This is a genomic window from Rhodococcus opacus (assembly GCF_012396235.1).
In the GTDB taxonomy this organism is placed as follows: domain Bacteria; phylum Actinomycetota; class Actinomycetes; order Mycobacteriales; family Mycobacteriaceae; genus Rhodococcus_F; species Rhodococcus_F opacus.
Genome location: NZ_JAAXPA010000017.1, coordinates 42,087 through 67,495 on the forward strand (window position 1 = coordinate 42,087; position 25,409 = coordinate 67,495).

Genomic DNA, 25,409 nt, shown 5'->3' on the forward strand with positions numbered 1-25,409 from the left:
GTCGTAGCTCGCAGATGCTCGGCCGTGCTCAACGTGGTCGTCGGGGTACCACCCGTGCTTGCGTGCCGCGGCGAAGTTGCAGGATGCAGGACCTTCGCCCCTACTCACGGGGCGCTGTCTTCTGAGATCGTTCGTATCGAGGACACCGCCTCCAGTCACGTTCGGTTTTCGGCCGTCCGGGGTAATGGGGTGGTCAGGATGTTCGAGGTCGGTCCTCGGCGGAAGGTCCGGCTCGCCGGGACAGGGAGTGAGCGACCATGGCGCAGGGCACGGTGAAGTGGTTCAACGGCGAGAAGTGCTTCGGGTTCATCAGCCCGGATGACGGCGGCGCGGACCTCTTCGTCCAGTTCTCCGAGATTCAGTGCAGCGGGTACAAATCGCTGCAGGAGAATCAGCGGGTCGAGTTCGAGGTCGGCCGGGGACAGAAGGGGCGGCAGGCCCAGAATGTGCGTCCCGCCTGAGCTGCTCTGTACCGCGCAGGGATTCGAGCCGGAATGCCCGCTCGAAGCCCGGCAATGGGCGACCACCATGGGGCAGGCAACGGAGCGTCGGACGGGATGAGCGCCATGCCCGAAAATGACGAGACGGGACCGATTCATCGGTGGACGCCCCTCGCCGTGCGGATTGAGGCGGTCGAACGCTTCGCGGACTGCGCCGAACACGTGCTGACCGTCACCGACCCGGCATGGTCCGACGTCGCGCAGGACTACCGGCTGCTGGCCGTCAACAGTTCCCTTCGCCGCCAGCAGGACAGCATCCGGGCTGCCCTCCTGCTCAGCCGCCACGACTTGGGTCATCTGGCCGTGGCGTTTGTGCGCGCCGCCCTCGACGACGTGATGCATCTCCGGTTCTTCGCCTCGCTCGACCTGGACCGGTCCCAGGAGTTGTTCGCGTCGATGAGCAACTTCGACTCCCTCCGAGCGCTGCTCGCCCAGCGCAACTACATCGGGGACACGGAGATGGCACGGCTGTCGTACCCCAAACCTTTCCTTGACTGGGCCGTAGCCGGGAGCGAGGAAACCAGAGCCGTGCCGAGAAGGCTGAAGAAGCAGTACGGATGGACGGGCGGCCTTCTGCCGCCGGGGATGTGGGTCGCCGACCGTGCCGGGCAACGCGAGCTGTATGACTACCTGTCCGCGGCGTCGAGCCGGGCAGTGCACTTCTCCGCGGGCGAGATCATGCGCCGCGGCTGGATAGAACCGACCGGAAAGCTGGTCACCGACAAGCCCGCGTTCCGCGAGCACCTCGCTTGCTTCGCCCTCGACCGACTGTGGCGGCTGTACCTCGACACCTGGCAGGTCGCCGCGCCGATGCTCGAGCGGGCCGGGATCAGCAACGACCACTCCCTCCGCGACGACGAAATGATCACCGCCATCGCGCGTCTGCGGGAGACCGGCTCGGTTCCTCTCGTCCACGCCCACGAGTGGAAACTGCCCCGACGACCCCTCCGACCTGACAACAAGACGCCCGGCGCGCCCACTATTCGAAGATCCGCACCGACATGGGAGCGGTGCGGGGTTCTTCGAGACAAACGAAAAGTTCCGCGACCCCGACGCCGTCGTCGCGGTCAACGTCTTGGACCACCTTGACCGGCCCGCGCTGGGCCTGCACGAGGCCTACCGTGTGTTGCGCCCGGACGGGCTGTTCATTGCAGGCACGATCTCCAGGGTGGATTCCCCGGAGTTGGCGCCGTTCTGACAACCGGAGCCGACTCCGTTCGATGCAGAGGACGCTCCACATCTGGTCGCGGCCGCCTTCGGGGCGGCTGAGACCGGGCCTGGGACGCGTCACTCATCACACTGCCCGACCGGGACGCTGTGCGGGACTACCTTCCGGCACGTCTGGTGCCGCACTACCGGGCAGGGCTTCTCGCCGATGTGCTGGCCGACCGCGGCCCCCTGCCGCTGCCGTTGACCAAACGCGGAGCACTCATACTCGCCCGACGCGCATCGTGACCGCCTCATGCGACAGATTCATGACGACGTGCTGTCCCGCGAGGGATCGCTGGCCGGTCGCCGACCACCAACTATCGGCGTGATCGAAAGGCTTCCGCCGAGGGCGCGAAGCCAGTAGAGATGCAACTGTGGACACCTCGCTCAGATACCGCACATCGACACTACTGCCAGCATGGCCAAGTAGACCTGGCACTGCGCCGTGACCGTCTGTCTCGGTGGCCAATCCAGTCCACTTCACCGATCTCGTCCCGGTGCAGGTTCGGCTAGCGGGGTGCGATCAAAGGTCGAATGTTCGCCGTAACTCGTCGAATAGTTCCTGGTAATGGGTGGTTCCGTAGGTGAGAGCGGCGAGCACGAGGGGTTGCAGCATCGCCAGTTCCTTCGTCTCGAGCGCCCGGAAGATCGAGGAGGCGGCATAGATCCATTGCACGTACTCATGCCCGTCCGCGTGGAGGGAGATCTGTTGCGGGGTCTCCGGGTCTCTGGAGAGGCGTTCGAGGGCACGCGCTTCATTGTCGAAGGGCGGCGGAAGTGGGTCATGCTTGTCGAGTGCGGTCAGGGCGGGTGCCACCCAACCCATATCAGCGAGGCCGGCTCGCTCGTATGCACTTTTCGCTGCCCACCGAGCAATGGCATCCTGCCGAGATTCCGGACGTTCGATCAGCTGGTCGAGGAGGTCCCGGTCGAGTTGAGCGAGTCGCTTCGCCGCCTCACGGATGGCGCGATCGTCGAATAGCCGGAATCGTTCGGCGGGCGGGCGACCACCCCATTCGGCAAACTTCTCAGCGAGACTCCGATGGGGATCGGACAGAACCGCCGTGGCGGGGCCGGCGGACGCAAGTTCAGTTGACCGTCGAGGGTGTCAGCTTGCCGCGCTCCCATCACGAACTGGTGGTGATCGACTCCGACGATCCCCCATTGCGTCATCGCATCAGGCTAACGGCGTACCTGGCGTATACGTTCCGAAAACGGATGGTTTAGCGGGACCGCATGCCGCCGCCTCGCATGGTGTGGTCTGGGCCGATGCGACAGTCCGTCCTCGCAAAGGCCCGAGGTCAGATCGCCGAGCGGATAGGCGGCTTCCAACTGGTACTCCGAAGGGGCGGCGGTGTGGCATCAGCAGCCGGATCGGGCATCGAATCCTTCGCCGTGGATTCGTCGCCGTCACTCCAAACCAAGTCCTTCTTCTCGAGTTGGGCGAAGCTGCTTTTGCCGGTGCCAGGCCACACTTGCAGCCAGTAGTCCTCTGACGGTTCGCTGACATCCATATCCCAATTGGCGTCCCGTCCCCGTGCATGCGCGCGAAGCCGATACCGGGCGGGTAAAAGCTGCGGTGTCACCCGTAGTCCCTCAGCGAGCTCACCGGTGAGGGTCATGACGACGAGTTCCGTCGTCACCTCGAGGTCGGCCTCCTCGATGACTTCCCACTCCGGGAATGCCTCAGCGTGCGGCGCCGACTCCAGGACCTCGACCCCGACTCGTACCGGTCCGTAGGCGATACCGGTGTGCACCGTGGCGACTCCGGGGCCGACCTCGAGCAGACTTCCGCGCCGCTTCAGCCGGATGCGGGGCCGGGCTGATCCGACTTGGAGCGGTGGGTGTGCTGGAGTTCAGCGTTGATGCGTCGGGCCTCGGCGAGTTGGTCTTCGAGGATGATGATGCGGCACGCGGAATCGAGTGCGGTGCCCTGGTCGATCAGTTCGCGGGCTCGGGCCGCGAGACGGAGCTGGTATCGGGAGTAGCGGCGGTGGCCGCCCTCTGAGCGTCCGGGGGTGAGCAGCTTCGCGGCGTCGAGGCTGCGCAGGAATGCCTGTGTCACGCCGAGGATCTCGGCGGCGTGACCCATGCTGTAGGCCGGGTAGTCCTCGTCGTCGAACTTCCCGGCCGGGTCACGGCCGGGCGAATCTTTCTGAATGGGGGTGACACCTTTCAACGGACAGGGCCCCCGGCGCCGTGAGGCACCGGGGGCCGGAGCGGGTTTCACTTCCTTGTTCACTGCACTTCTTCCGGCTGTCGGGCCTTCGTGCTGCCCGGCCGCCGGCCGGACGTGCCGGGGCCTTACACACTCACGTCAATCCTTACCCGGCACATCCTGGTCTTGCGGTACTTCTCTGCGGGCAGTTCATTCTCTCCCGCACCTCGTGAACTCTTTCCTTGCGACGAGAGGAACATTACACCAGCGACCCCTCAATGTCTACAGTCACCACTACAGAAATTCTGCCGCGGTTGACCAGGGATTTCACACCCGGCTGCCGACTTTTCTGTCCACGTCGGCGGCCGCTCGCTCGACGGACCGGCTCTCGTTGATCGATGACGGACGGCGAAGTCGGCAGTCGCAGTAGGCGTCGAGATGTCCGCTTCCTCAGATCAGTGTGGTCGTCCCGATCCGTCGTCTGGGTGGCAGGATCACTGGTATCGAGATCGGGAATTCGATATGAGTGCCCGGATCGACTTCAGGGAGTATCGGCATGGCGCAGGGCATTGTGAAGTGGTTCAACAGCGAGAAGGGCTTCGGTTTCATCGCGCCCGACGACGGAACTCCGGACGTCCTCGTGCATTACTCGGAAATCATGGGCAGCGGTTTCACGTCGCTCGATGAGAACCTGCGTGTGGAGTTCGAGGTGGGCCAGGGACAGAAGGGCCCGCAGGCCACGAATGTGCGGGCTGTCCAACTAGTCTGCGGGACCGCACCCGCCGGGTGCGGTCCTCATTCGATAGCCGGATGAGTACCGCCGACCGGTCAGCGATCCAGGACTGAACCTCTGCGACTGAGGGTGTGTGTCCGCCCGGGTCAGCTGGAAGGTTCAGGCTCACACCTGCCCACCAGTGACGACGTCACGAATGCGTCAGTCCGGTGTGTGCTCGGTGGGCTCTGGCATGAGAAGTTGCGCGGACAGCAGCTCCAGTGCCTGTCGTGCGTAGCCACGCCACATCGAGGTGATCAGCGGCATGACAAGTGCCCCAAGGGCCCTCGAGTGCAGGGTCCATCGCCAGGTGATCATCGTCCCGGTCCCGTGCGGGACGAACTCCCAGGTTCCGTCGATGCTGTCGACCAGTGGCCGCATCGGGCCGGTAATGTTGCTGAGCCGGTAACTGAACGAGTGCGGCGCATCGACGTCCGTCAGCAGCTCGCGCATCGTTCCGCCGTCCGTGGTGACCACTGTGCGCGACTGTCCGACCCGGCTCCAGATCCCGTCCTGTCCGCGGACCTGCTTGATGGGCGGCAGCAGGGCGTAGCGGCGGGAGAAGATCGCGGTCAGAGGAATCGGCAGCGTCACATCGAAGGCTTGCCGGCGCGCGATCGGGATCGCCCGCGACTGCTCGACTGTGATAGGCGTGGCCATCACGCGAGCCTAACGTAGGCGGCAGCGGCCAGTGATGGATCCTTGATCGGGGGCGACTACTGACCGAACGTGAATCGCAGGTTCGCGTTGATGAGTTCGTTCACTCGCTTGCGCATGCGGACGATCGTCTCCCCGTCCGGGACCGGTTCATCGACGACCAATGTCCAGTACAGGGTGGTGCTGCCGTGTCGTGGGCCTATGTAGAAGCGGATCCGTGCATCCGGTCGCCGCGAACGTTGCGGTACTACGACGAGATCGGCCTGCTGCGTCCGGCCGACGTGGGTGCCGATATCGCCGAACACCAAGGCGTGAGCGTCCAGACGGTCACGCCGCGGATCCACCGGGCGCGGTCTCAGCTCGTCAAGCTCCTCGCGCCTGTTTCCTGACCGGGGGCACCCGCCAGGGCATCTCGCTGAGGGGAATCATCGCGTCGCCGAGTTCAGGTCCTGCACGAGCCGGGGGTTGCGCCACTGCCCCACCATGGTCAACCACCGGCCCGCGGGATAGGACAGGCGGACGACGAAGTAGTTGACGTACTCCAGGACACCGAAGACCCATACGGCTACGGCTGCTATCGCCACGCTGACGTGATCGGGCCACCACACGAGCACTCCGACGAGCCCGACCACAAGCAAGCCCGGATCGACGATCCGGAACACACGATTGGCGGCGGCGAGGGCGGCCGGCATCGGTGCCCGCTCGACCCAGCTACGTGCCGACAACCAATAGATGCCCGCCTGCACGAGGAGCACGAGCAGTGGGATCAACGCCGACCACAGGGCCGCGGAATCCTGCCTGATCTCCACTCGGGGCATCACGGCGACGACGGAAACGGCGGCGAAGACCGCCGCCGCCGCCAGCTCGCCCGTGCCCAGACTCAAATACTTCCGCCGCAACGTCTCTCGCCGCTCATCGATCATCATGTCACCCCCTCAAACGCAACGCACCGGGCGTCTGTTCCTGGGTACCAGTCCCCATCGAACTGTCCGGATCTGTCGACTGGCTTCGGCGTCCGGCTGATCCCGCGGTGCTCGTTCGAGGACGACCCGGTCCTCTTGCGTGGGTGCGACGCTGTAGGACGGTTTCAGCTCCTCGCCGACGACCTCGGCGACCTCGAAGATGGAGCGAGTTTCTTTGTGGGTGGTGGTGCTGGCATACCGTCCGCACACGTTCGTCCTCCCTGATCGGTCCTCTTGATCCCGATCTAACACGCCGGGACTGACGATTTCACCGGGCCCTGCGGAATAGTGCGGAAATGCGACGTCAGGATCCGGTGGCCGTCGAGGACTCGCTGGTAGTAGGTGCCGACGACTGCGCCCCCGTACTCTCCGCCGATCGCGAGACCCTGCAGCAGCCGCAATGTCACCAGCAGTATCGGCGCCAGAATCCCGATGTGGTCATAGGTGGGCATCAGTCCGAGCGTCGTGGTGGCGCCGCCCATGATGAGCAACGTCGTCATGAACGTCTTCTTACGGCCGACGCGGTCCCCCATTCTGCCGAACACCATGGCGCCGATGGGGCGTACGACGAAACCCGTGCCGAAGGACGCCGTGTGGGCGATCCTTGATCACCGGGCCGGGATGGTCGGTCTGCGTGACCCCTTCCTCACGGAACATTCCAGGTACCCGCGCCGGGCAGTGCGGTGAGGACACCTGGACGGTCGGACCAGCCGTTGACGGTCAGGACGGCGACCACCGTTCCCGACCCCGTAAGCACGGGACCCGTGGACCGCGACGGGACCACGGCGCCGGCGGCCCCAGTCGTCAGATTGCGCCAATGCACTGTGCAGACGCAATATTCGACAAATCCGGTCATACCCGGAGCCTCGGGATCTGTGCGCACCATCACCTGCGAATAGACGGGACTGAGAAAACCGGTAGGCAAATTGGTGATTCCGATGACCGGCACCGGCAGGACGGTATCCGTGGGCGCCGCGGTCGCGACGGGTGCGACACCCAGGAAGAGAGCACCCAGTCCGACCAGAACAGAAGCAGCCGAAGTTCCCCGTCCAGGTAGGACGTTCGAGGTACGTCGTCGCATCGGATCTACCTCCCGTGGGGACCCATCCGGTTCGCTCGGACACGACTGGGGCGTGCCGCGGGGTCACCGATGCCGTCGCCGGGCCGTCGTCATTCGTTACAGCATGCAGCGGGAGCAGAAGGGCCATTTGTCTGCTGCTTCGGGTAGGACTCGATGCTCTGGGCCCGGAAGGACTTGCCGTTGCAAGTCGAAGTTGCCGTCCTTGGCGCACGGCGCGGTAACGCCTCACGCCACATGTGCGTCGCGCAGGTTCGCGGCCTCCTCCAGGAGGTCGGGGTCGGCGGTCCGTTCGCGGACCACGCCGATTTCGGCGAGGATCGCTGCCCGGACCTGTTCGAGCGTGACGGCCGGGTTCAGGTCCGTCAGGGACGCCGCGGTGCCGGGGTCGAACTCCAACTCGAGGGCTGCATTGACATCGGTGAGAACCGCCCGCAGGGGGTCGGAATCGGAGACCACCAGTTCGAAGCCGAAGAGCCACGCCCCGGCGACTATTCGCTGCGCGGTCCCTGCCAGCTTGACGCGGCCTGCGCCGTTCACCGTCCAATCACCGGGGCAATACTCACCGGGCACCGGTCCGATGCGAGCGTCGAGACCCAGCTTCCTCAGCACGCCGACGAGCCGCGGGGTGATGCGCTGGAAGCGGGGGCGCGCCCCGACCATGCCCTCGGTGTCCCGGGAGAACATCTCCACGACGAGGGTCTGCTCGTGGTAGGCCGCCGCCCGACCGCCGGCTCCTCGGACGACGGGGGTGAATCCGTGTCGCCGCGCCGCCGCGGCGGCGGCCGGAAACTGCGGTCGGACAGCGTCCAGACGTCCGAACGACAGCGTCCGCGCGGGACTGTAGATGCGGATCAGTGCAGGGGCATTCGGCTCTCGCGCGGTGCGACGCAGAAGTGCCGTGGCGAGCGCCGCGTCCAAGACGGGATCGTCCGGAAAGTGCGTGGTCAGCAACTGCTCGATCGTCATACTCTTCCCGTCGGTCCGCCCCGAATATCTCACGGCCACGACGTCATCGCCGCAACCTGCACGCCACTACAGTGTCGCCGAGGGGGACGACAAGAGCACCCGGAGGCAGTCGACGCGTGATCGGGTTCGCGGATATCCCCGCGGCGGCTCTCACCGGAGCCCTACCCTGGACACGCCGAATTGCACTCCCTGGATGCCTGCACACAGTGTGCCGGGCCAGCGCGCCGAGAGGTCGTCACGATGCTCCTCAGATCGAGTGTGGTCGTCTTGTCTTGTGCCGTCGCCGCGGTACTGTCCGCGTCCCCCGCCCAGGCCACGCCGTCGTCGGGAGTGACCGCGCAGGTGCTGTTCGAGACCACGGTTCCGGCGGTCGCGGGCAGTTCGGCGGGCACGGATCTCACGCTGCGGCGCATCGAGATCGCCCCCGGCGGCACGACGGGGTGGCACTTCCACGACGGTCCGGTGTACGCGTTCGTCGAATCCGGTGTGCTGTCCCGCACTCTGCAGGACTGCACGAAAGCGGTAACGACAGCCGGTCAGGCGATCACCGAGGACCACGGAAGCGATCACGTGCACGAGGGCTCGAATCTGGGCACCGAACCGCTGGTGTTGCTCGCGTTCTACACGGAACCGGAGGGCAAGCCGCTGTCCGAGGACGCGCCGGCGCCGGCCTGCTGACGGGTCACCGCACCCGCGTCCTCATCGTGTGACCGAGGCGATCCACTCGACTGCTCCCGCGACGTCGTCCACCGTTGCCGTTGCCGACGGCAACGGTGGACGGCGAATCATCAGCACCGGCACGCCCAGTGTGCGGGCGGCGTCGAGTTTCGCGTCGGTCTGACCGCCGCCACTGTTCTTGGTGACCAGGACGTCGATACGGTGCTCACGCATCAGCGTGATCTCGTCGGCCACCGCGAACGGCCCGCGGGCGAGGAGCAGTGTCGACTGCGGCGGCGTCGCCACGTCGGGTGGATCGATCGCGCGGATCAGAAACCACAGTGCGTTCAGGCCGGCGAACGCGTCGACACCCTGCCTGCCGATGGTGAGAAAGACTCTCGTTCCCAGGTCTGGCAGCAGTGCCGCCGCGTCGACGAGGTCGGCGGCGCGGTGCCAGCGTTCGCCGGGACGTGCGGACCATTCCGGGCGCCGCAGCACGACGTGCGGTATCCCGCGACGGTGCGCGGCGTCGGCGGCGTTGCTCGTGATCTGCGCCGCGAACGGATGCGTCGCGTCCACGATCGCGTCGACGGGATGCGCGCGCAGCCACTCGTCGAGTCCGTCCGCTCCCCCGAATCCGCCGATCCGCACGTCGCCGACGGGCATGCGCGGATCGCGGACCCGGCCGGCGAGGGAGGACACGGTGTCGACCCCCGGAACGTCCGTGAGTGCGGCGGCGAGCGCTCGCGCCTCCCCGGTGCCGCCGAGGATCAGGATCCGTGCCACGCTCAGTGGGTGGTGCGCTCGCGAGTGGCGGAATACAGGTAACTGTCCGGAAATCCTTCGGCAGCAAGCACTTTCCCGACGATTACCACGGCGGTCTTCGTGACGCCCGCGGCCTTCACCTGATCGGCGATCGTGGCCAGGGTGCCGCGGAGCACGATCTCGTCGGGACGCGACGCGAACGCGACTACGGCGGCGGGACAGTCGCGGCCGTAGTTCTCGGTGAGTTCCAGGGCGATCTGATCGATCCGGTGCGCACCCAGGTGCACCACCATCGTGGCACCGCTGCGGCCGAGGGAACGCAGGTCCTCACCCTCCGGCATCGCGGTGGACAGCGTGGACACGCGGGTCAGCACGATCGACTGCGAGACACCGGGAACGGTCAACTCCCGCCCCAGCGACGCCGCCGCGGCGGTGAACGCGGGAACCCCGGGCACCACGGTGTACGCGACGCCGGCAGCCTCGAGCCGGCGCACCTGTTCGGCGACGGCACTGAAGATCGACGGATCACCCGAATGCAGCCGGGCGACGTCCTGACCGGCCGCGTCCGCCTCGATCAGCAGGGCGACGATCTCGTCGAGACTCAGTCGCGCCGTGTCGATCACCCGCGCACCCTCGGGGCATTCCGCCAGCAGTTCCTGCGGGACGAGGCTGCCCGCGTACAGGCAGACGGGGCTCGCCGCGATAATCCGCTGCGCGCGGACCGTGACCAGGTCGGCCGCGCCGGGACCTGCCCCGATGAAGTTCACCGTCATGTCGCATCACCTTCCGACTGCTTCGTCACCGACCACTGCGCCACCGGCAGTTGCGGCCGCCACGCGGTGAACCCGCCGAGCGGCTCACCGCGATACACCTGAAACTTGCGGAGCTGCCCTCCGCATTTCGAGAACCATTGCAGCAAAAGTGCTTCCGATTCCGCCGTCACCGCGTTGGCCACCATCCGGCCGCCGACTCGGAGCCGGGACCAGCACTCCTCGAGCAGACCGTCCTGCGTGACGCCACCGCCGACGAAGATCGCGTTCGGGGTGGACAGTTCCGGCGGTACGTCCTCGAACGCTGCGGGTGCGTCACCGAACACTGGGAGGGACGGCACCCCGAGCGCCGAAGCGTTCGACTCGATCTGGTCGGCACGTGCCGTGCTGCGCTCGAAAGTCACAGCCCGGCAGAGGGGGTGGGTGCGCATCCATTCGATCGCGACCGTGCCGGACCCGCCTCCCACGTCCCACAGCAGCTCCCCCGCCGCGGGGGCGAGAGCGCAGAGCGTCAGTGCGCGGATCTCGTGTTTGGTCATCTGCCCGTCGCCCGTGAACGCGACGTCGGGCAGTCCGGGCATCCGGGTCAGCCGGAGGGTGCCGGAGTCGGCCCGGCAGTCGATCGCGATCACGTTCAGCCGGGCCCCCGGATCATGCGACCAGGCCGACGCCGTTCCGTCGAGCCTCGACTCGTCGGGTCCGCCCAGTTCGCCGAGCACGGTGAGCCGCGACAGCCCGAACCCGTGTTTCGTCAGGAGTTCGGCCGCGGCGGCGGGGGTGTGTTCGTCGCGGCTCAGCACGAGCAGTCGCGTGTGATCGCCGAGTGCAGGCAGGAGCGTGTCCACCGGCCGGATCACGAGACTGACCACGGGCGTCTCGTGCGCCGCCCAGCCCAGCCGGGCGCAGGCCAGCGTGGCCGACGACGGGTGCGAGATCACCCGCACCCGCTCCGCGCCGAGCAGGTCGACGAGGGTGACGCCGATACCGTGGAACATCGGGTCTCCGCTGGCCAGGACGCACACCCGCCGACCGTGGTGCTGTTCGAACAAGCCCGGCAGCGCGGGGACGAGCGGCGACGGCCAGGCCACCCGCAGCGCCGGCGACTCGGGAATCAGGGCGAGTTGCCGGCCCGAACCCATCACGACGTCGGCGCCCTCGATCGCGCGTCGCGCGGACGGCGCCAGACCGTCCCACCCGTCGGAACCGATACCGACGACGACGATCGGGTCGGTCATCGCGGCATCCGGCGCCAGACCGCCTGCGGCAGCAACCTCATGACGAAGAACACCGGGCGCAACCGTCCCGGCACCCACACTCGGCTCGCACCGCGGTGCAGACCCCGCACGACCGCGTCCGCGACCTGCGCCGGTGTGCTCGACATCGGCGCCGGCGACATCCCCTCGGTCATCCGGCCGATCACGAAACCGGACCGCACGAGCAGGAGGGAGACACCGCTGCCGTGGAGGGCGTCGCCGAGACCGGAGGCGAACCCGTCCAGGCCCGCCTTCGCCGACCCGTACACGTAGTTGGCGCGGCGCACGCGCACGCCTGCGACGGACGAGAACACGACGATCCGTCCCGACCGCTGTTCCCGGAGCAGGGTCGCGAGATGCGTGAGCAGACCGACCTGCGCGACGTAGTCGGTGTGGACCACGGCAACGGCGTGCCGCGCGTCCCGCTCAGCGCGCGCCTGATCGCCGAGAATGCCGAACGCCAGCACCGCCACCGACAGCGGTCCGTGCGTGTCCACCGCGGACCGCAGCAGCTTCTCGTGGCTGTCGAGGTCGTCGGCGTCGAATTCCACGCAGTCCACCACGGACGCGCCCGCGTCCAGCAGCGCCTGCCGTTCGGCGGCGAGTTCGGTGCTGCGGCGGGCGGCGAGGACGATCGTGCGACCGGGTGCGAGCCGGGTGGCGATCTCGAGGCCGATCTCGCTGCGACCACCGAGGAGGAGTACCACCCCGTCGTCGCCGGGCTTGCCGCTGTTCTTCTTCGATCCCAGGCTCACCCGTCCAGTGTCCTGGATTACCGTCGGGGCATGGACCGCACCCCCTCCACCCCGATCCGCCTGACCGACGCGGCGCTCACCTTCCTCGGCGAATACCACCTCGGGACGCTCACCACGCTCCGCAAGAACGGCACCCCGCACGTCGTCGCCGTCGGCTTCACCTGGGATCAGGAGCACGGGCTGGCGCGGGTCATCACCAACGGCTCCTCGCAGAAGGCCATCAACGCCGAACGCGGAGGGTACGGCGCGGTGAGCCAGGTGGACGGACCGCGCTGGATGACACTCGAGGGCCCGGCCCGGGTGCTGACCGACCCCGATTCCGTCGCCGACGCCGTCGCCCGCTACGCCGCGAGGTACCGCCAGCCCCGGGTGAACCCGACCCGCGTGGTCGTGGAGATCGCCGTCAGCCGCGTACTCGGCTCGGCTGCGCTGCGTCACCACTGAACCGCAATTTCCACGGGACCAGCGCGGACTCGATCTGCACGGCGAGGCTCATCTTGGACACTCCGTCGGTGCGCTCCTCGAACCGGATCGGGACCTCCGCGATGGTCATGCCGCGCTGCACCGTGCGGTAGTTCATCTCCACCTGGAACGCGTACCCGTTGCTCTGCACACCGTCGACGTCGATGGCCCGCAGGGTGTCCGCGTGCCACGCCTTGAACCCGGCGGTCGCGTCCTTGACGCGCAACCGCAGGATCGCGTTGACGTAGAAGTTCGCCCACGCCGACAGCGCCTTGCGATGCCAGGGCCAGTCGCTGGCGACCGCGCCACCGGCCACGTAGCGGGAGCCGAGGACGACGGCCGCATCCGTCGTCGCCAGGGTCTGCACCATCCGCGGGATGGCCTCGGTGGGGTGCGACAGGTCGGCGTCCATCTGGATCACGATGTCCGCGCCCTCGGCCAGCGCCCGGGTCATCCCGGCGACGTAGGCCCGTCCGAGGCCGTCCTTCACGGTCCGGTGCAGGACTCCGACCGGGATAGGACCGCTCTGCGCGAGCGTGTCGGCGACCTCACCGGTGCCGTCCGGCGAGTTGTCGTCGACGACCAGCACATGCAGGTTCGGAATTTCCGACGCCGCGAGAAGCTCGACGATCTTGGGCAGGTTGTCGCGTTCGTTGTAGGTCGGTACGACGACGGTTACCTTCGGGGCGACGCTTTCCATGACACCTTCGCGTGATCTGTGATCCCGACTCTCCGCGGACGTGCAGCGGCGAGTGCGGTCGTGAACAAATGGAAGATGTTACTACCAGCGCCGCACCGCCCCCGCACGCTCCCGGTGCTCAGCCGGGGAGCACCGTCAGCCCGTGGGGCCGGGTGTTGACCGGCTCGCAGCCGTCAGCGGTCACGATCACGATGTCCTCGATCCGCGCACCCCACTCCCCGCGGAAGTAGATGCCGGGCTCCACGCTGAACGCCATCCCCTCGGCCAGCTCGATCGCATTACCCGACACGATGTACGGCTCCTCGTGCACCGACAACCCGATTCCGTGCCCGGTCCGGTGCACGAATACCTCGGCCAGCCCCTGCGCGGCCAGCAGGTCGCGGGCGGCCGCGTCGACCGCCTCCGCGGTGACGCCGGGACGCACCAGGTCGACGGCCGCCGCCTGCGCCTCCTCCAGGACCGCGAACTTGGCTGCCACACCCGGATCGGGCTCACCCATGCTGTACGTGCGGGTGGAGTCGGAGTTGTAGCCGGGTTCGACGGGCCCGCCGATGTCGATGACCACGACGTCACCCGATTCGACGACCCGCTCGGACACCTCGTGGTGCGGGTCGGCTCCGTGCGGTCCCGAGCCGACGATGACGAACGCCGCCTCGGTGTGCCCCTCCGCCAGGATCGCGGCGGTGATGTCCGCCGCCACCTCGGCCTCGGTGCGGCCGACCTTCAGGAACTCCCCCATCCGTGCGTGGACCCGGTCGATGGCCTGACCGGCCCGGCGCAACGCGTCGATCTCCGCTTGGTCCTTGACCATCCGCAACTCCCGCAGCACCCCGGTGGCCAGGACCGGCAGCGCACCGAGCGCCTCCGACAGCGGAATCAGGTGCAGCGCAGGCATCGCATCGGTGACGGCGGTCCGGGCAGGCGACGGCAGCAGTCCCGACACCAACGCGTACGGGTCGACCCCGTCGACCCAGTCACGGATCGTCAACCCGAGCTCGGACGCCGCCGACTCGGTGAGCGACGCCAGTTCGAGCCGCGGCACGACCACGGACGCGGTGTCGCCGTTCGCGGGAATCACCAGGCAGGTGAGCCGTTCGAACGACTCCGCGCGCGAACCCAGCAGATACCGCAGGTCGGGTCCCGGGGTGATGAGGAGGCCGTCGAGTCCGGCGTCGCGGGCCAGTGCGCCTGCGCGAGCGATCCGGTCGGCATAGATGGTGGTCGGGAAGCGTGAAGTCGATGCGCCGAGGGAACTCATGGCTTCAGGCTAAACCGGTTTGGCAGGATGAGGGTCATGACAGGGCCTCTGCTTCTCCTCGACGGTGCCAGCCTGTGGTTTCGCGCGTACTACGCGCTACCCGACTCGATCACCTCACCCGACGGTCGATCCGTCAACGCGGTGCGCGGGTTCACCGACATGGTGGCCGCACTGATCACCAAGCACCAACCGACCCGGCTCGCAGTGTGCCTCGACCTCGACTGGCGGCCCGCGTTCCGCGTCGAGGCCGTGCCCACCTACAAGGCGCACCGGGTCGCCGAGGACACCGGCGGGGCGGAGGAAGAGGTGCCCGACACCCTGTCGCCGCAGGTCCCGATGATCCTGGATGTCCTGGCCGCCACCGGAATCGCGACCGCCGGTGCGGAAGGGCTCGAGGCCGACGACGTTCTCGGCACCCTGGCCGCCACCGAGACTCGCGACACCACCATCGTCGTCACCGGCGACCGCGACCTCCTGCAGGTCGTCACGGACGACCCCGTGCCGGTGCGGGTGCTGTACGTGGTGCGCGGCCTCGCCAAGGCCGAACTGCTCGGGCCGGAAGAGGTCGCAGCCAAATACGGGGTGCCCGCCGACCGGGCCGGTGAGGCCTACGCCGAACTCGCCCTGCTGCGCGGCGACTCGTCCGACGGGCTGCCGGGGGTGAAGGGAATCGGCGAGAAGACCGCGTCGAGCCTGATCATGCAATACGGATCGCTCGCCGCCCTGCGGGCCGCCGCAGCCGATCCCGAATCCGACATGGCGAAGGGTGCGCGCGCGAAATTCGCCGCCGCAGCCGATTATCTCGACGCGGCACTGCCGGTGGTGCGGGTGGTGCGGAACGCGGATGTCGAACTGTCCCGTGAAGACACGCTGCCCGCCGAACCGGTCGATGCGGACCGGCTCGGCAGGCTGGCGGAGGAACTCGGAATCGAGAATTCCGTCGGCCGCCTCACTGCGGCGATGAAAAAGGTGGCCGCCGCACGGGTTCCGTGACGGACGGGTGGGCCGAGGACGTGTCTAACTGGGGCGGCTCACCTCGTACGTACCCTTGTCGTCGGTGAAGGTGAGAGTGACCTGCTTCTTCTCACCGTCGACGGTGAGACTGCACGTGAAGCTGTTGCCCTTCTTCACTTCCTGATCCGCGGGGCACGTGACACCGGACACGTTCTCGGCGCCGTACGAATCGGTGACGATGCGCTCGACACCGTCCTCGGCCGCCTTCTGATCGAGCGTGTCCGTGCCGAAGACCGTGAACGCGAGCACCAGGGCGATACCCACGATCACCAGCAGAGCCACCACACCACCGATGATCAACGGCAGCTTCGACTTCCCCGACGACGGCGGCTGCCCCCACTGCTGCTGGCCGGGGGTCGGGCCCCACTGCTGCGGCTGACCCGGTTGCTGCCCCCACTGCGGCTGCCCGGGCTGCTGACCCCACTGTCCCGGACCCGGCTGTCCGAGCTGACCGGGTTGCGGCGGCTGACCCCACTGCGGTTGTCCGGGCTGCTGCGGGTGCTGGCCCCACTGCGGCTGCCCGGGCTGCTGAGGCTGACCCGGTCCCGGCTGTCCCCACGGCTGGGCGGGCGGCTGCTGACCGTACTGCGGCGCCCCGTACTGGCCGCCGGTCTGGTCAGGGTTACCCTGGCCCGGTTGCTGTCCCTGGGCCCATTGCCCGTTCGGGTCGTTCGGTCCGTAAGGGCCGCTCATCGTCGCCTCCCGCTCACGTGTCAAGTTTTGTACCTACCGTAACGCCCCACCATCGGATTCGGGCCCTCGGACGGCGTGCGAATCCAACCACACGGCGTCGGGTCACGCAGCATCCACGGCGACGACACCGCGGCGGATCGCCGCGACCGCACGACCTGCGGCTTTGCCGACATCCGGATCGGGGGACGTCGACCGGACCTGTTCGAGCAGGTCGATCACCTGCCTGCACCACCGAACGAAGTCGCCGGCAGACAGTGCACGCCCCTGATCTCCTGCCGCGATCAGCGCCTCGACGAGCGAATTGTCGCTCGCCCAGTGGAAGATCGCGGCAGCGAAGCCGAGGTCCGGCTCACGCGTGGGCGGCAGTTTGTGCCGGATCTCGTCCGCCCGCAGCTCCCGCCACACCCGCACCGTCTCGTCGAGGGCGTGCCGCAATGCTCCCGGACCGCCGCCTTCGACGGTGTCCCCTTCACGGCGCGATTCGAAGATCACGGCGGACACGACGGCGGCGAGCTCCGCGGGCCCGAGCCCCTTCCACACACCCTGCCGGAGACACTCGGCCACCAAGAGGTCGCTCTCGCAATAGATTCGGCTCAACCGCGTGCCGTGCTCGGTGGCGTCGGGGTGTTCGCCCGGCGAGATGTAGTCGCGCTCGGCGAGCAGCGACAGGATGCGATCGAACGTGCGCGCCAACGAGTTCGTCGTGGCAGCCACCTTCTGCCGCATCGTCTCGGTCTCGCGGGCCAGCCGGTTGTAGCGTTCACCGATCCGGCTCAGCTGCTCGCGGTCGGGCCAACTGTGGCACGGGTGCTGCCGGATGGCGCGTCGCAGCCGCGCGATCTCGGCGTCGTCGGCGCCGGCACCCGACTTCTTACGCTTCCGGCGACCCGGCGCAACGATTCCGGTGCTGCGCAATGCCGATGCCAGATCACGTCGCACCCGGGCGGTGTGGTGATCGAAGCGCCGCGGCAACCGCATCGATCCCAAAGACCGTGCAGGCTCGGGGAAGTCGCCGGCCGACACCCGGCCCGCCCATTTCGCCTCGGTGAGGATCAACGGCTTCGGATCCGTCGGGTCCCGGTCCGGTTCCAGCACCACGGCCAGACCGGAGTGCCGTCCCACGGGGATCGCGATCACGTCGCCGCGCCGCAGTGCGACGAGCGAGGCGACGGCGGCGTCCCGGCGTTCGGTTCGGCCTGCCCGTTCGAGTGACCGTTCCCGGCTGCTCAGTTCCTCCCGCAGGCGCGCGTACTCGAAGTACTCGCCGTCCTCGCCGCCCAGCCGTTCGCGGAGCGTGGTGAGCGCGGCCTCGTTGCGTTCGATGCCGCGCGTCAGGCCGACCACGGACCGGTCGGCCTGGAACTGGGCGAACGACCGCTCGAGCAGGGCCCGTGATTCCGCCGCGCCCATGCGATCGACCAGGTTGATGGTCATGTTGTAGCCGGGACGGAACGAGCTGCGGAGCGGAAAGGTGCGCGTGGAGGCCAGCCCGGCGACGTCCACAGGTTCCACCCCGGGCTGCCACAGGACCACCGCGTGACCCTCGATGTCGATGCCGCGACGTCCCGCCCGGCCGGTGAGCTGCGTGTACTCCCCCGGGGTGAGTTCGGCGTGGGCCTCGCCGTTGTACTTGACGAGGCGTTCGAGGACGACCGTGCGGGCGGGCATGTTGATGCCCAGCGCCAGCGTCTCGGTGGCGAACACGGCCCGGACCAGCCCCTTGACGAACAACTCCTCGACCGTCTGCCGGAACGCGGGCAGCATCCCCGCGTGGTGCGCGGCGAGCCCCCGCTCGAGCGCCTTGCGCCATTCCCAGTACCCGAGGACCTCCAGATCGGCCTTCGGCAGTTCGGCGGTGTGGGCGTCGATGATGGTCCGGATCTCGGCGACCTGCTCCGGCGTCGTCAGATCGAGGCGGGACCGCAGGCACTGCGCCAGCGCGGCATCGCACCCGGCGCGGCTGAAGATGAACGTGATCGCCGGGAGGAGTCCCTCGTCGTCGAGGCGGGAGATCACTTCCGGTCGGGGCAGCGGCCGGAAGTCGCTGGAGAACCCGCCGCCGCGGCGTCCCCTACCCCGGTTCTCCCACGAGTCGGCCCGCTCGAGCGCCTGTCGCTGTTTGACGTGCCGGACCAGATCCTGGTCGACCACCAGATCTTTGAGCGCGTCCCCGCTGCGCGCCCTCGTGTCGAAGAGGTCGAACAGCCGCTTCCCGACCATGATGTGCTGCCACAGCGGGATCGGGCGGTTCTCGTCGACCACCACGGTGGTGTCGCCGCGCACCGTTTCCATCCACGCGCCGAACTCCTCGGCGTTGCTGACGGTCGCCGACAGGCTCACGAGGCGGACGTCCTCGGAAAGGTGCAGGATCACCTCTTCCCACACGGCCCCACGGAACCGGTCCGCCAGGAAGTGCACCTCGTCCATGACGACGTGGGACAACCCGCGCAGCGCCGGGGAGTCGGCGTACAGCATGTTCCGCAGCACCTCGGTGGTCATGACGACCACGGGGGCGTCCGAGTTGATGCTCGAATCGCCGGTCAACAGCCCGACCGTGTCCTTGCCGTACCGCCGCACCAGCTCCGCGTACTTCTGATTGCTCAGCGCCTTGATGGGTGTGGTGTAGAAGCACTTGCGACCGGAGGCGAGCGCCAGGTGCACGGCGAATTCGCCGACCACGGTCTTTCCCGCGCCGGTCGGGGCGCAGACGAGGACGCCGTGGCCGCCCTCGAGAGCACGGCAGGCGTTGATCTGGAAGGGGTCGAGCACGAAGCCGAGCTGCGCCGAGAACACATCGAGTTCGGTGCCGCCGGTCGTGTCACCTGTTGTCACTGCCACCCCGTCAGATTGTCACAGGGTGTCGGAGAAGTCCTGACCCGGTGTGTTACTGCCGGTCGTGCTCGCCTCGTCGTTCTTGCTCGCGGCGCCGGACCTCCCGGACTTGCGTGACCGCCGGAACCGGCCCGCCGGCTCGGGGACCGGTGTGGCGGCGACGTCGAACGCCTCGTTCAGGTCCGACGGCGCGGCGATCGTCGACGCCTCGTCGTCGTCGAGGGCACCCCACTCCTGCTCCGTCCGACGAGCCTTGCGGCGGTCGTTGATGCGGGCGATCTGCACGGCGACCTCGAACAGCAGGGTCAACGCGAACGCGAGCGCGAGCATCGAGAACGGGTCCTGCCCGGGGGTGGCGATCGCGGCGAACACGAACAGAGCGAAGATCAGGCCGCGGCGCCACGCCTTGAGCTTCGCGTAGGGCAGGATGCCGACGAAGTTCAGCGCGACGATGAGCAGCGGGATCTCGAAACTGACACCGAAGATGATCAGCAGGTTGATGATGAACCCGAAGTATTCCGCGCCGCCGAGTGCGGTGATCTGGACGTTGTCGCCGATCGTCAGCAGGAAGTGCAAGGCCTTCGCGACGACCACATAGGCGAGGACGGCGCCGGCGAGGAACAGCGCGGCGCCGGACACCACGAAGCCGATCGCGTAGCGGCGCTCCTTCGAGTAGAGGCCGGGCGTGATGAACGCCCACAGCTGGTACAGCCAGATGGGACAGGCGAGGACGATGCCTGCCGTCAGCGCGACCTTGAAGCGGAGCATGAACTGCTCGAACGGTCCGGTCGCGAGGAGCCGGCACGACCCGTCGTTGCTCAGGTCGGCGCGACTCGACGCCGGCAGCGAACAGTACGGTCCGCGCAGGAGCTCACCGAGACTCTCGATCCCGAGAATCTGGTGGGAGTACCAGAAGAAGCCCACCGCGGTGGTGACCACGATGGCCAGCACCGACAGGAGCAACCGCGTGCGCAGCTCGTAGAGGTGATCGACCAACGACATGGTGCCGTCGGGATTGGTCCTCCGCTTGCTGTGGCGCGGATCGAACGGAATTCGCACTGTTGTTCGCCCTAGTCTTGGTCAGCAGGCAACCGGGGTGACGAGTCACCCCGGTTGTCAGGCGGCTCGGGCTATGCCGACTTGGGCTCGGTGTGCTGCGGCTGCACCGGCGCCGGAGGGGTGACCGGTGCGGTGGTGGTGTCCGCCACGGGCAGCTCGGCGGGCGCGCTCTGCTGCGCGGTGGGCGCCGGCGTGCTGTTGTCGTTCTGCATCTCCTTGACCTCGCTCTTGAAAATGCGGAGCGAACGGCCGAGTCCACGAGCCGCGTCGGGCAGCTTCTTGGAACCGAACAGGATGATGACGACCAGCGCGACGATGGCCCAGTGCCAGGGGCTCATGGCTCCCATGATGAAACCTCCAAAAGATCAGGTGACCACGATGCTACCGGACATACACGGCACCGGTCCGGTCGAAACCGGCTAGTTGCGCTGCCGTTTACCTGTCGGTTTCCTGGGTCCCCGCCGTGAGCGCAGATCGTCGAGCAGGGCGTCCCCGGACCAGTGCCGGTTCCCGCCCGCCTCGGCCTCGCGGATCAATTCGACCAGCCTCGCGTTCACCGGCGCGGCCGTGCCCGACGCCGCGGCCAGGCGCACGATCTCCCCGCTGATCCAGTCCACTTCGGTGCGCCGGCCCGCTTCGAGGTCGTCCCACATCGAGGATCGTGCGTGCGGGTCGATGGCCAGCATCCGGCTGCCCGCCACCCGGAACACCCCGTCCGGGACGGTCAGCAACCGGGGAATCCACTGCGGCGGCAGCGGTGTGAGCTTGGCGACAGCGATGCCGCGGGCGGTCAGGAGAGTCAGCGCCTCCCGCTGTGCCAGGGCGACCGCGCGCCGAAACGACCGCTGCGACAACTCCTCGCGGAGCGGCAGGCCCGAGAGGGCGTTCACCGCGTTGTTCAGGTTGAGCAGCAGCTTCGCCCACTGCACCGAGCGGAAGTCCGCACGTGCGTGCAGCGGCAGCCCGGCGTCGTCGAAGACCGGCGCGAATGCGCGCACCGCCGGATGCTGCTCGATCTCGAGATCACCCTCGGAGCCCTGGTGGAAATGCCCGTCGCCGCGGTGCACCACGTTGAACGGCACCATCGCCGCGAGAACGACCTGCTCCGGCAGTGCCGCGCGCAGGGTGTCCGCATTGCCCAACCCGTTCTGCGCACTGACCACCACCGTGTCGGAACCGATCGCCGACGCCAGTGCGGCACCTGCCTCCGGTGTCCCCGCCGACTTCACCGAGACCACGACGAGATCGGCCGTGGCCGCCGACTCGGGACCGGTCGCGAAGGCGATGTCGGCGGCACCGACCCGGATGTCCGCTCCGTGCAGGTCCGTCAGCCGCAACCCGTGTTCACGGATCTCTGCCCCGACACGCTCCCGGCCGATCAGGGTCACCTCGGCGCCGGCCGCCGCGAGCCGGCCCCCGACATAGCAACCGATGCTGCCCGCGCCGAAGACGCTGATCCGCAGCGGACGCCCGTCGCAGCTCATGCCTCGACGGCGTCATAGGCGGACAGCGCCTCCACGGCCCGGCGGCGCACCTCGTCGACCAGTTCCGCAGGTTCGAGCACGGTGATTCCGGAACCGAACCCGAGCACGAGCCGGGCCATCCACTCGAGCGCCCCGTAACTCATGCTCGCCTCGACCGAGCCGTCGGGAGCGACCGTCCGGACATCCATCGGGTAGTAGTCGAGCACCCAGACGCAGTCGGCACCGACGTGCAACCGGGCCTGGGGAAGGGACGCGTCGCCGCTGAACAATTCCAGGTTGGAATCCCGCACGAGAGCCTGCGCCGGCGGTGTGGACGGCTCGTCCAACTCGGTGGCGGCGTCGATCCGGTCGAGCCGGAACAGCCGGACCCCCTCGGCCTGCCGGCACCACGCCTGCAGGTAACTCTGATTGTCGACCAGCACGACCCGCACCGGATCCACGGTGCGCTCGGTGACGCGGTCCCGGGACGCCGAGTAGTACGTCAGGTGGAGGGCACGCCGATGATGAAGCGCGGACCGCACCGTGGCGGCGATGGGATCTTCCGCCACGTCCTCCACCGCCTCCCGCTCCGACGTCGGCGTCACCGCCGCGCGGGCCGCCGCGGTGCCCGCGGCGTCCTCGATCTTCGCGATCGCACTGTGCGCCGCGGACGGATCGACCATGCCCGGCATCTCCACCAGCGAACGCAGGGCAATCAGCAGGGCTGTCGCCTCGGTGGACGTCAACCGCAGCGGGCGGTCGATGCCCGCCGAGAAGGTCACCTCGATGCTCTCCTCGGAGAACGAGAGGTCGATGAGGTCGCCGGGACCGTAGCCGGGTAGGCCGCACACCCACAACTGGTTGAGGTCCGACATCAGCTGTGTGGTGGTGACGCCCAGTTCGGCGGCGGCCTCGGCCGCACTCATCCCGGGGTTCGCGATGAAGTACGGCACCAGGTTGAGGAGCCGGGACAGTCTCGACGACAGCCTGTTGCTCACGACGTCCCCCCTCCCCGTGCGGCGTCCTTCAGCTTGGTCAGCACATCGTGACGCAGTTCGGGTGGATCGAGGACCAGGGCGTCCGCCCCGTGGCCCGCGACCAGCCGCGCGATCCAGTCCCGGGAGCGGACCGGAATCCCGAGCACGGTGCCGCTGCGCTCGTTCACCCGCTTCTCCTCCGCCGTGGTCGCCAGTCGGCGCAGTTCCTGGGCACGGCCCTCCGCCACCCACACGGTGGCGGTCCCCGTGACCTCACCCGAACCGGTGACCCGGTCGACGATCTCCCGGAGGTCGACGCCCGCCGGTTTGTGGACGACCCCGGACGGTCCGAACTCCGTCACGTCGTCGCCGATCCGCGACAGCCGGAACGTCCGGACGGCCCCCCGGTCGACGTCGTGACCGACGAGGTACCACCGGCCGTGCGCGGTGACGACTCCCCAGGGCTCGACGGTGCGCTGGGTGTACGGCTCGTTCAGGGCGCCGCGGTGCGGGAAATGCACGGCGCGGCCGGCATCGACCGCCGCCAGCAACTTGCCGAGCGCCGGTTCGGACCCTCGGGTGCGGGCGGGCACCGCGGTGATCGGGGTGGCCGCCGAATCCGGATCCACCTGCACACCCGCCGCACGCAGCTTGAGCAGTGCCCCCTGAGCCGCGGACGTCAACTCCGGGGACTCCCACAGCTGGACCGCCACCGCGACCGCCGCGGACTCCTCCTGACTGAGGTCGATGTCGGGAAGCTCGTACGCGTTGCGGTTGATGCGGTAGCCCTCGACCGTCGAGAAGCGCGACGCCTGCCCGGTCTCGAGCGGAACACCGAGATCCCGGAGCTCGTTCTTGTCGCGTTCGAACATGCGGCTGAACGCCTCGTCGCTCGCGGAGTCGGCGTACCCGGCAACGCTCTCGCGAATCTTCTCGGCGGTGAGGAACTGTCTGGTGGACAACAAACAGATCACCAGGTTCATCAACCGCTCGATCTTGGAAGTCGGCACGCCCGGAAGCCTAGTGGGTGAGCCCGTTACGGACTCTCACAGCGCCGCTACATCGAGGCAATCAGCCGCTCCACCCGCTCGTCGACCGACCGGAACGGGTCCTTGCACAGCACGGTCCGCTGGGCCTGGTCGTTGAGCTTGAGGTGCACCCAGTCGACCGTGAAGTCGCGTCCGGCCTCCTGCGCCGCCGTGATGAACTCGCCGCGCAGCTTCGCCCGAGTGGTCTGCGGCGGAGTGTCCACCGCCGCCTCGATCGTCTCGTCCTCGGTGATCCGCTTCACCAGACCCTTGCGCTGCAGCACGTCGAACACGCCGCGACCGCGTTTGATGTCGTGGTACGCCAGATCGAGCTGCGCGATCTTCGGGTCGGCCAGCTCGAAGCCGTGCCGGTCCTGATAGCGCTGGAACAGCTTGCGCTTGATCACCCAGTCGATCTCCATGTCGACCTTCGCGAAGTCCTGTGTCTCGACGGCGTCGAGCATGCGACCCCACAGGTCGACGACCTGAGTGACCTGCGGATCGGGATCCCGGTTCTGCAGGTGTTCCACCGCACGCGCGTGGTACTCCCGCTGAATGTCGAGGGCGCTGGCCTGCCGGCCGCCGGCGAGCCGCACCGGGCGGCGTCCGGTGACGTCGTGGCTGACCTCGCGGATGGCGCGGATCGGGTTGTCGAGCGCGAAGTCGCGGAACGACACCCCGGCCTCGATCATCTCGAGCACGAGCGCCGCCGTGCCCACCTTCAGCATGGTGGTGGACTCGGACATGTTCGAGTCGCCGACGATCACGTGCAGGCGGCGGTACTTCTCCGCGTCGGCGTGCGGCTCGTCACGGGTGTTGATGATGGGCCGCGACCGCGTGGTCGCCGAGGACACGCCCTCCCAGATGTGCTCGGCGCGCTGCGACAGGCAGAACGTGGCCGCTTTCGGCGTCTGCAGGACCTTGCCCGCGCCACAGATCAGCTGCCGCGTCACCAGGAACGGGAGCAGCACGTCCGAGATCCGGGAGAATTCGCCGGCCCGGGCAACGAGGAAGTTCTCGTGACAGCCGTACGAATTGCCTGCCGAGTCCGTGTTGTTCTTGAACAGGTAGATGTCGCCGCCGATGCCTTCCTCGGCGAGCCGCTGTTCGGCGTCGATCAACAGCTCCTCGAGAACGCGCTCCCCCGCCCGGTCGTGGTTGACCAACTGGATGAGGTTGTCGCACTCGGCTGTCGCGTATTCGGGGTGCGAGCCGACGTCCAGATACAGGCGGGCACCGTTCCGGAGAAACACGTTGGAGCTCCGGCCCCACGACACCACCCGCCGGAACAGGTAGCGCGCAACCTCGTCCGGGCTCAGTCGCCTGTGACCATGGAAGGTGCAGGTCACACCGAACTCTGTCTCAATTCCCATGATTCGTCGCTGCACACCTCGACAGTACAACGCCGATCACCCGGC

Annotated in this window: 29 protein-coding genes and 2 pseudogenes; 7 read left to right on the forward strand and 24 right to left on the reverse strand. The window is 68.0% G+C overall.

Annotation, left to right across the window (positions count from 1 at the left end; translation table 11 throughout):
- The first annotated feature begins 257 nt into the window (after nt 1-257).
- The 3 genes from HGB39_RS22170 to HGB39_RS40260 are packed head-to-tail and all read left to right on the forward strand — an operon-like array spanning nt 258 to nt 1,698.
- Entirely contained in the window at nt 258-461 is a 204-nt protein-coding gene (locus HGB39_RS22170; RefSeq protein ID WP_005564311.1) for a cold-shock protein, read from the forward strand.
- A gap of 33 nt (nt 462-494) precedes the next feature.
- Nucleotides 495-1,589, forward strand: coding sequence for a hypothetical protein (locus HGB39_RS22175; protein WP_205627339.1), 1,095 nt, complete (start codon nt 495-497; stop codon nt 1,587-1,589).
- The gene (locus HGB39_RS40260; protein WP_162276220.1) at nt 1,576-1,698 is read left to right on the forward strand and encodes a class I SAM-dependent methyltransferase; all 123 of its coding nucleotides are present in this window, start codon (nt 1,576-1,578) and stop codon (nt 1,696-1,698) included. The genes HGB39_RS22175 and HGB39_RS40260 overlap by 14 nt, the downstream gene beginning before the upstream one ends.
- 534 nt (nt 1,699-2,232) lie before the next feature.
- Here HGB39_RS40260 and HGB39_RS22185 read toward each other — a convergent pair.
- The 3 genes from HGB39_RS22185 to HGB39_RS22195 form a co-directional block, all read right to left on the reverse strand.
- Nucleotides 2,233-2,526, reverse strand: a complete 294-nt coding sequence (locus tag HGB39_RS22185) for a hypothetical protein (RefSeq protein ID WP_155755949.1) — start codon at nt 2,524-2,526, stop codon at nt 2,233-2,235.
- Between the two features lie 484 nt (nt 2,527-3,010).
- The gene (locus HGB39_RS22190) at nt 3,011-3,352 is read right to left on the reverse strand and encodes a hypothetical protein (protein ID WP_210752913.1); all 342 of its coding nucleotides are present in this window, start codon (nt 3,350-3,352) and stop codon (nt 3,011-3,013) included.
- A 158-nt stretch (nt 3,353-3,510) separates the two neighbouring features.
- Nucleotides 3,511-3,951, reverse strand: coding sequence for a MerR family transcriptional regulator (locus HGB39_RS22195; RefSeq protein WP_248949585.1), 441 nt, complete (start codon nt 3,949-3,951; stop codon nt 3,511-3,513).
- 472 nt (nt 3,952-4,423) lie between these two features.
- Between HGB39_RS22195 and HGB39_RS22200 the strand changes: the two are divergent.
- Nucleotides 4,424-4,624: pseudogene (locus HGB39_RS22200) on the forward strand (cold-shock protein); the annotation flags it as partial.
- Nucleotides 4,625-4,801: 177 nt separating this feature from the next.
- Here HGB39_RS22200 and HGB39_RS22205 read toward each other — a convergent pair.
- From HGB39_RS22205 to HGB39_RS22235, 7 genes and pseudogenes are all read right to left on the reverse strand, one after another.
- Nucleotides 4,802-5,299, reverse strand: coding sequence for an SRPBCC family protein (locus HGB39_RS22205; protein ID WP_005564305.1), 498 nt, complete (start codon nt 5,297-5,299; stop codon nt 4,802-4,804).
- A 56-nt stretch (nt 5,300-5,355) separates the two neighbouring features.
- Nucleotides 5,356-5,601 carry a hypothetical protein gene (locus HGB39_RS22210; protein ID WP_248949590.1) on the reverse strand — a complete coding sequence of 82 codons (246 nt, stop codon included), beginning with the start codon at nt 5,599-5,601 and terminating at the stop codon, nt 5,356-5,358.
- A gap of 120 nt (nt 5,602-5,721) precedes the next feature.
- Entirely contained in the window at nt 5,722-6,222 is a 501-nt protein-coding gene (locus tag HGB39_RS22215) for a hypothetical protein (protein WP_005564303.1), read from the reverse strand.
- 9 nt (nt 6,223-6,231) lie between these two features.
- Nucleotides 6,232-6,510, reverse strand: a complete 279-nt coding sequence (locus tag HGB39_RS22220; RefSeq protein ID WP_307866352.1) for an SOS response-associated peptidase family protein — start codon at nt 6,508-6,510, stop codon at nt 6,232-6,234.
- Nucleotides 6,511-6,601: 91 nt separating this feature from the next.
- Nucleotides 6,602-6,848 (reverse strand): annotated as a pseudogene (locus tag HGB39_RS22225) (MFS transporter); the annotation flags it as partial.
- 56 nt (nt 6,849-6,904) lie between these two features.
- Nucleotides 6,905-7,339 carry a hypothetical protein gene (locus HGB39_RS22230; RefSeq protein ID WP_043788538.1) on the reverse strand — a complete coding sequence of 145 codons (435 nt, stop codon included), beginning with the start codon at nt 7,337-7,339 and terminating at the stop codon, nt 6,905-6,907.
- 225 nt (nt 7,340-7,564) lie between these two features.
- Nucleotides 7,565-8,305, reverse strand: coding sequence for a lipoate--protein ligase family protein (locus HGB39_RS22235; protein WP_005564297.1), 741 nt, complete (start codon nt 8,303-8,305; stop codon nt 7,565-7,567).
- A gap of 240 nt (nt 8,306-8,545) precedes the next feature.
- On the opposite strand from HGB39_RS22235, the gene HGB39_RS22240 reads away from it, so the two are divergent.
- Nucleotides 8,546-8,983: a cupin domain-containing protein gene (locus HGB39_RS22240; protein ID WP_005564295.1), complete on the forward strand. Its 438-nt coding sequence runs from the start codon at nt 8,546-8,548 to the stop codon at nt 8,981-8,983.
- 21 nt (nt 8,984-9,004) lie between these two features.
- Here the strand turns inward: HGB39_RS22240 and HGB39_RS22245 are convergent, their stop codons facing one another.
- Genes HGB39_RS22245 through dprE2 form a run of 4 tightly spaced genes read right to left on the reverse strand, consistent with a single transcriptional unit; the run spans nt 9,005 to nt 12,505 of the window.
- Complete coding sequence (locus HGB39_RS22245; protein WP_005564293.1) at nt 9,005-9,748, reverse strand: cobalt-precorrin-6A reductase; 744 nt, start codon at nt 9,746-9,748, stop codon at nt 9,005-9,007.
- 2 nt (nt 9,749-9,750) lie between these two features.
- A complete protein-coding gene (gene cobM, locus HGB39_RS22250) occupies nt 9,751-10,500 on the reverse strand; it encodes a precorrin-4 C(11)-methyltransferase (RefSeq protein ID WP_005564291.1) in 750 nt (249 codons plus the stop codon).
- On the reverse strand, nt 10,497-11,732 hold the full coding sequence (locus HGB39_RS22255; protein ID WP_005564289.1) for a bifunctional cobalt-precorrin-7 (C(5))-methyltransferase/cobalt-precorrin-6B (C(15))-methyltransferase: 1,236 nt from the start codon (nt 11,730-11,732) through the stop codon (nt 10,497-10,499). Before HGB39_RS22255 ends, cobM begins: the two co-directional genes overlap by 4 nt.
- Complete coding sequence (gene dprE2, locus HGB39_RS22260) at nt 11,729-12,505, reverse strand: decaprenylphospho-beta-D-erythro-pentofuranosid-2-ulose 2-reductase (RefSeq protein WP_005564287.1); 777 nt, start codon at nt 12,503-12,505, stop codon at nt 11,729-11,731. The genes HGB39_RS22255 and dprE2 overlap by 4 nt, the downstream gene beginning before the upstream one ends.
- Before the next feature lie 30 nt (nt 12,506-12,535).
- Between dprE2 and HGB39_RS22265 the strand changes: the two genes are divergently transcribed.
- Nucleotides 12,536-12,949, forward strand: a complete 414-nt coding sequence (locus HGB39_RS22265; RefSeq protein ID WP_005564285.1) for a TIGR03618 family F420-dependent PPOX class oxidoreductase — start codon at nt 12,536-12,538, stop codon at nt 12,947-12,949.
- Here HGB39_RS22265 and HGB39_RS22270 read toward each other — a convergent pair.
- Together HGB39_RS22270 and HGB39_RS22275 are read right to left on the reverse strand one after the other, a co-directional pair.
- Nucleotides 12,909-13,667 (reverse strand): polyprenol monophosphomannose synthase, encoded by a 759-nt coding sequence (locus HGB39_RS22270; protein WP_005256260.1) that lies wholly within the window; start codon nt 13,665-13,667, stop codon nt 12,909-12,911. The genes HGB39_RS22265 and HGB39_RS22270 overlap by 41 nt on opposite strands.
- Before the next feature lie 118 nt (nt 13,668-13,785).
- Complete coding sequence (locus tag HGB39_RS22275) at nt 13,786-14,925, reverse strand: M24 family metallopeptidase (RefSeq protein WP_005256261.1); 1,140 nt, start codon at nt 14,923-14,925, stop codon at nt 13,786-13,788.
- A 36-nt stretch (nt 14,926-14,961) separates the two neighbouring features.
- Between HGB39_RS22275 and HGB39_RS22280 the strand changes: the two genes are divergently transcribed.
- Nucleotides 14,962-15,918, forward strand: a complete 957-nt coding sequence (locus HGB39_RS22280) for a 5'-3' exonuclease (RefSeq protein ID WP_005564283.1) — start codon at nt 14,962-14,964, stop codon at nt 15,916-15,918.
- A gap of 24 nt (nt 15,919-15,942) precedes the next feature.
- On the opposite strand, the gene HGB39_RS22285 is transcribed toward HGB39_RS22280, so the two are convergent.
- From HGB39_RS22285 to pafA, 8 genes are all read right to left on the reverse strand, one after another.
- Nucleotides 15,943-16,632, reverse strand: coding sequence for a DUF4333 domain-containing protein (locus HGB39_RS22285; protein WP_081276434.1), 690 nt, complete (start codon nt 16,630-16,632; stop codon nt 15,943-15,945).
- 102 nt (nt 16,633-16,734) lie between these two features.
- Nucleotides 16,735-19,464 carry a DEAD/DEAH box helicase gene (locus HGB39_RS22290; RefSeq protein WP_043788208.1) on the reverse strand — a complete coding sequence of 910 codons (2,730 nt, stop codon included), beginning with the start codon at nt 19,462-19,464 and terminating at the stop codon, nt 16,735-16,737.
- Nucleotides 19,465-19,482: 18 nt separating this feature from the next.
- Entirely contained in the window at nt 19,483-20,523 is a 1,041-nt protein-coding gene (gene tatC, locus HGB39_RS22295) for a twin-arginine translocase subunit TatC (protein ID WP_005256277.1), read from the reverse strand.
- Between the two features lie 71 nt (nt 20,524-20,594).
- A complete protein-coding gene (tatA, locus tag HGB39_RS22300; protein WP_005563470.1) occupies nt 20,595-20,870 on the reverse strand; it encodes a Sec-independent protein translocase subunit TatA in 276 nt (91 codons plus the stop codon).
- Between the two features lie 72 nt (nt 20,871-20,942).
- A complete protein-coding gene (locus HGB39_RS22305; protein ID WP_005563471.1) occupies nt 20,943-22,007 on the reverse strand; it encodes a 2-dehydropantoate 2-reductase in 1,065 nt (354 codons plus the stop codon).
- Nucleotides 22,004-22,984: a helix-turn-helix transcriptional regulator gene (locus HGB39_RS22310; RefSeq protein ID WP_005563472.1), complete on the reverse strand. Its 981-nt coding sequence runs from the start codon at nt 22,982-22,984 to the stop codon at nt 22,004-22,006. Before HGB39_RS22310 ends, HGB39_RS22305 begins: the two co-directional genes overlap by 4 nt.
- Nucleotides 22,981-23,973 (reverse strand): helix-turn-helix transcriptional regulator, encoded by a 993-nt coding sequence (locus HGB39_RS22315; RefSeq protein ID WP_085990310.1) that lies wholly within the window; start codon nt 23,971-23,973, stop codon nt 22,981-22,983. Before HGB39_RS22315 ends, HGB39_RS22310 begins: the two co-directional genes overlap by 4 nt.
- A gap of 47 nt (nt 23,974-24,020) precedes the next feature.
- A complete protein-coding gene (pafA, locus tag HGB39_RS22320; RefSeq protein WP_005256282.1) occupies nt 24,021-25,379 on the reverse strand; it encodes a Pup--protein ligase in 1,359 nt (452 codons plus the stop codon).
- Nucleotides 25,380-25,409 lie beyond the last annotated feature (30 nt).

Excerpts from the sequence above, each read along its gene's own strand:
- HGB39_RS22170 (WP_005564311.1), top strand. The coding sequence starts at position 258 with ATGGCGCAGGGCACGGTGAAGTGGTTCAACGGCGAGAAGTGCTTCGGG.
- HGB39_RS22175 (WP_205627339.1), top strand. The coding sequence starts at position 495 with ATGCCCGCTCGAAGCCCGGCAATGGGCGACCACCATGGGGCAGGCAAC.
- HGB39_RS22205 (WP_005564305.1), bottom strand. The coding sequence starts at position 5,299 with ATGGCCACGCCTATCACAGTCGAGCAGTCGCGGGCGATCCCGATCGCG.
- HGB39_RS22215 (WP_005564303.1), bottom strand. The coding sequence starts at position 6,222 with ATGATGATCGATGAGCGGCGAGAGACGTTGCGGCGGAAGTATTTGAGT.
- HGB39_RS22230 (WP_043788538.1), bottom strand. The coding sequence starts at position 7,339 with ATGCGACGACGTACCTCGAACGTCCTACCTGGACGGGGAACTTCGGCT.
- HGB39_RS22235 (WP_005564297.1), bottom strand. The coding sequence starts at position 8,305 with ATGACGATCGAGCAGTTGCTGACCACGCACTTTCCGGACGATCCCGTC.
- HGB39_RS22240 (WP_005564295.1), top strand. The coding sequence starts at position 8,546 with ATGCTCCTCAGATCGAGTGTGGTCGTCTTGTCTTGTGCCGTCGCCGCG.
- cobM (WP_005564291.1), bottom strand. The coding sequence starts at position 10,500 with ATGACGGTGAACTTCATCGGGGCAGGTCCCGGCGCGGCCGACCTGGTC.
- HGB39_RS22255 (WP_005564289.1), bottom strand. The coding sequence starts at position 11,732 with ATGACCGACCCGATCGTCGTCGTCGGTATCGGTTCCGACGGGTGGGAC.
- HGB39_RS22265 (WP_005564285.1), top strand. The coding sequence starts at position 12,536 with ATGGACCGCACCCCCTCCACCCCGATCCGCCTGACCGACGCGGCGCTC.
- HGB39_RS22270 (WP_005256260.1), bottom strand. The coding sequence starts at position 13,667 with ATGGAAAGCGTCGCCCCGAAGGTAACCGTCGTCGTACCGACCTACAAC.
- HGB39_RS22275 (WP_005256261.1), bottom strand. The coding sequence starts at position 14,925 with ATGAGTTCCCTCGGCGCATCGACTTCACGCTTCCCGACCACCATCTAT.
- HGB39_RS22280 (WP_005564283.1), top strand. The coding sequence starts at position 14,962 with ATGACAGGGCCTCTGCTTCTCCTCGACGGTGCCAGCCTGTGGTTTCGC.
- HGB39_RS22285 (WP_081276434.1), bottom strand. The coding sequence starts at position 16,632 with ATGAGCGGCCCTTACGGACCGAACGACCCGAACGGGCAATGGGCCCAG.
- tatA (WP_005563470.1), bottom strand. The coding sequence starts at position 20,870 with ATGGGAGCCATGAGCCCCTGGCACTGGGCCATCGTCGCGCTGGTCGTC.
- HGB39_RS22305 (WP_005563471.1), bottom strand. The coding sequence starts at position 22,007 with ATGAGCTGCGACGGGCGTCCGCTGCGGATCAGCGTCTTCGGCGCGGGC.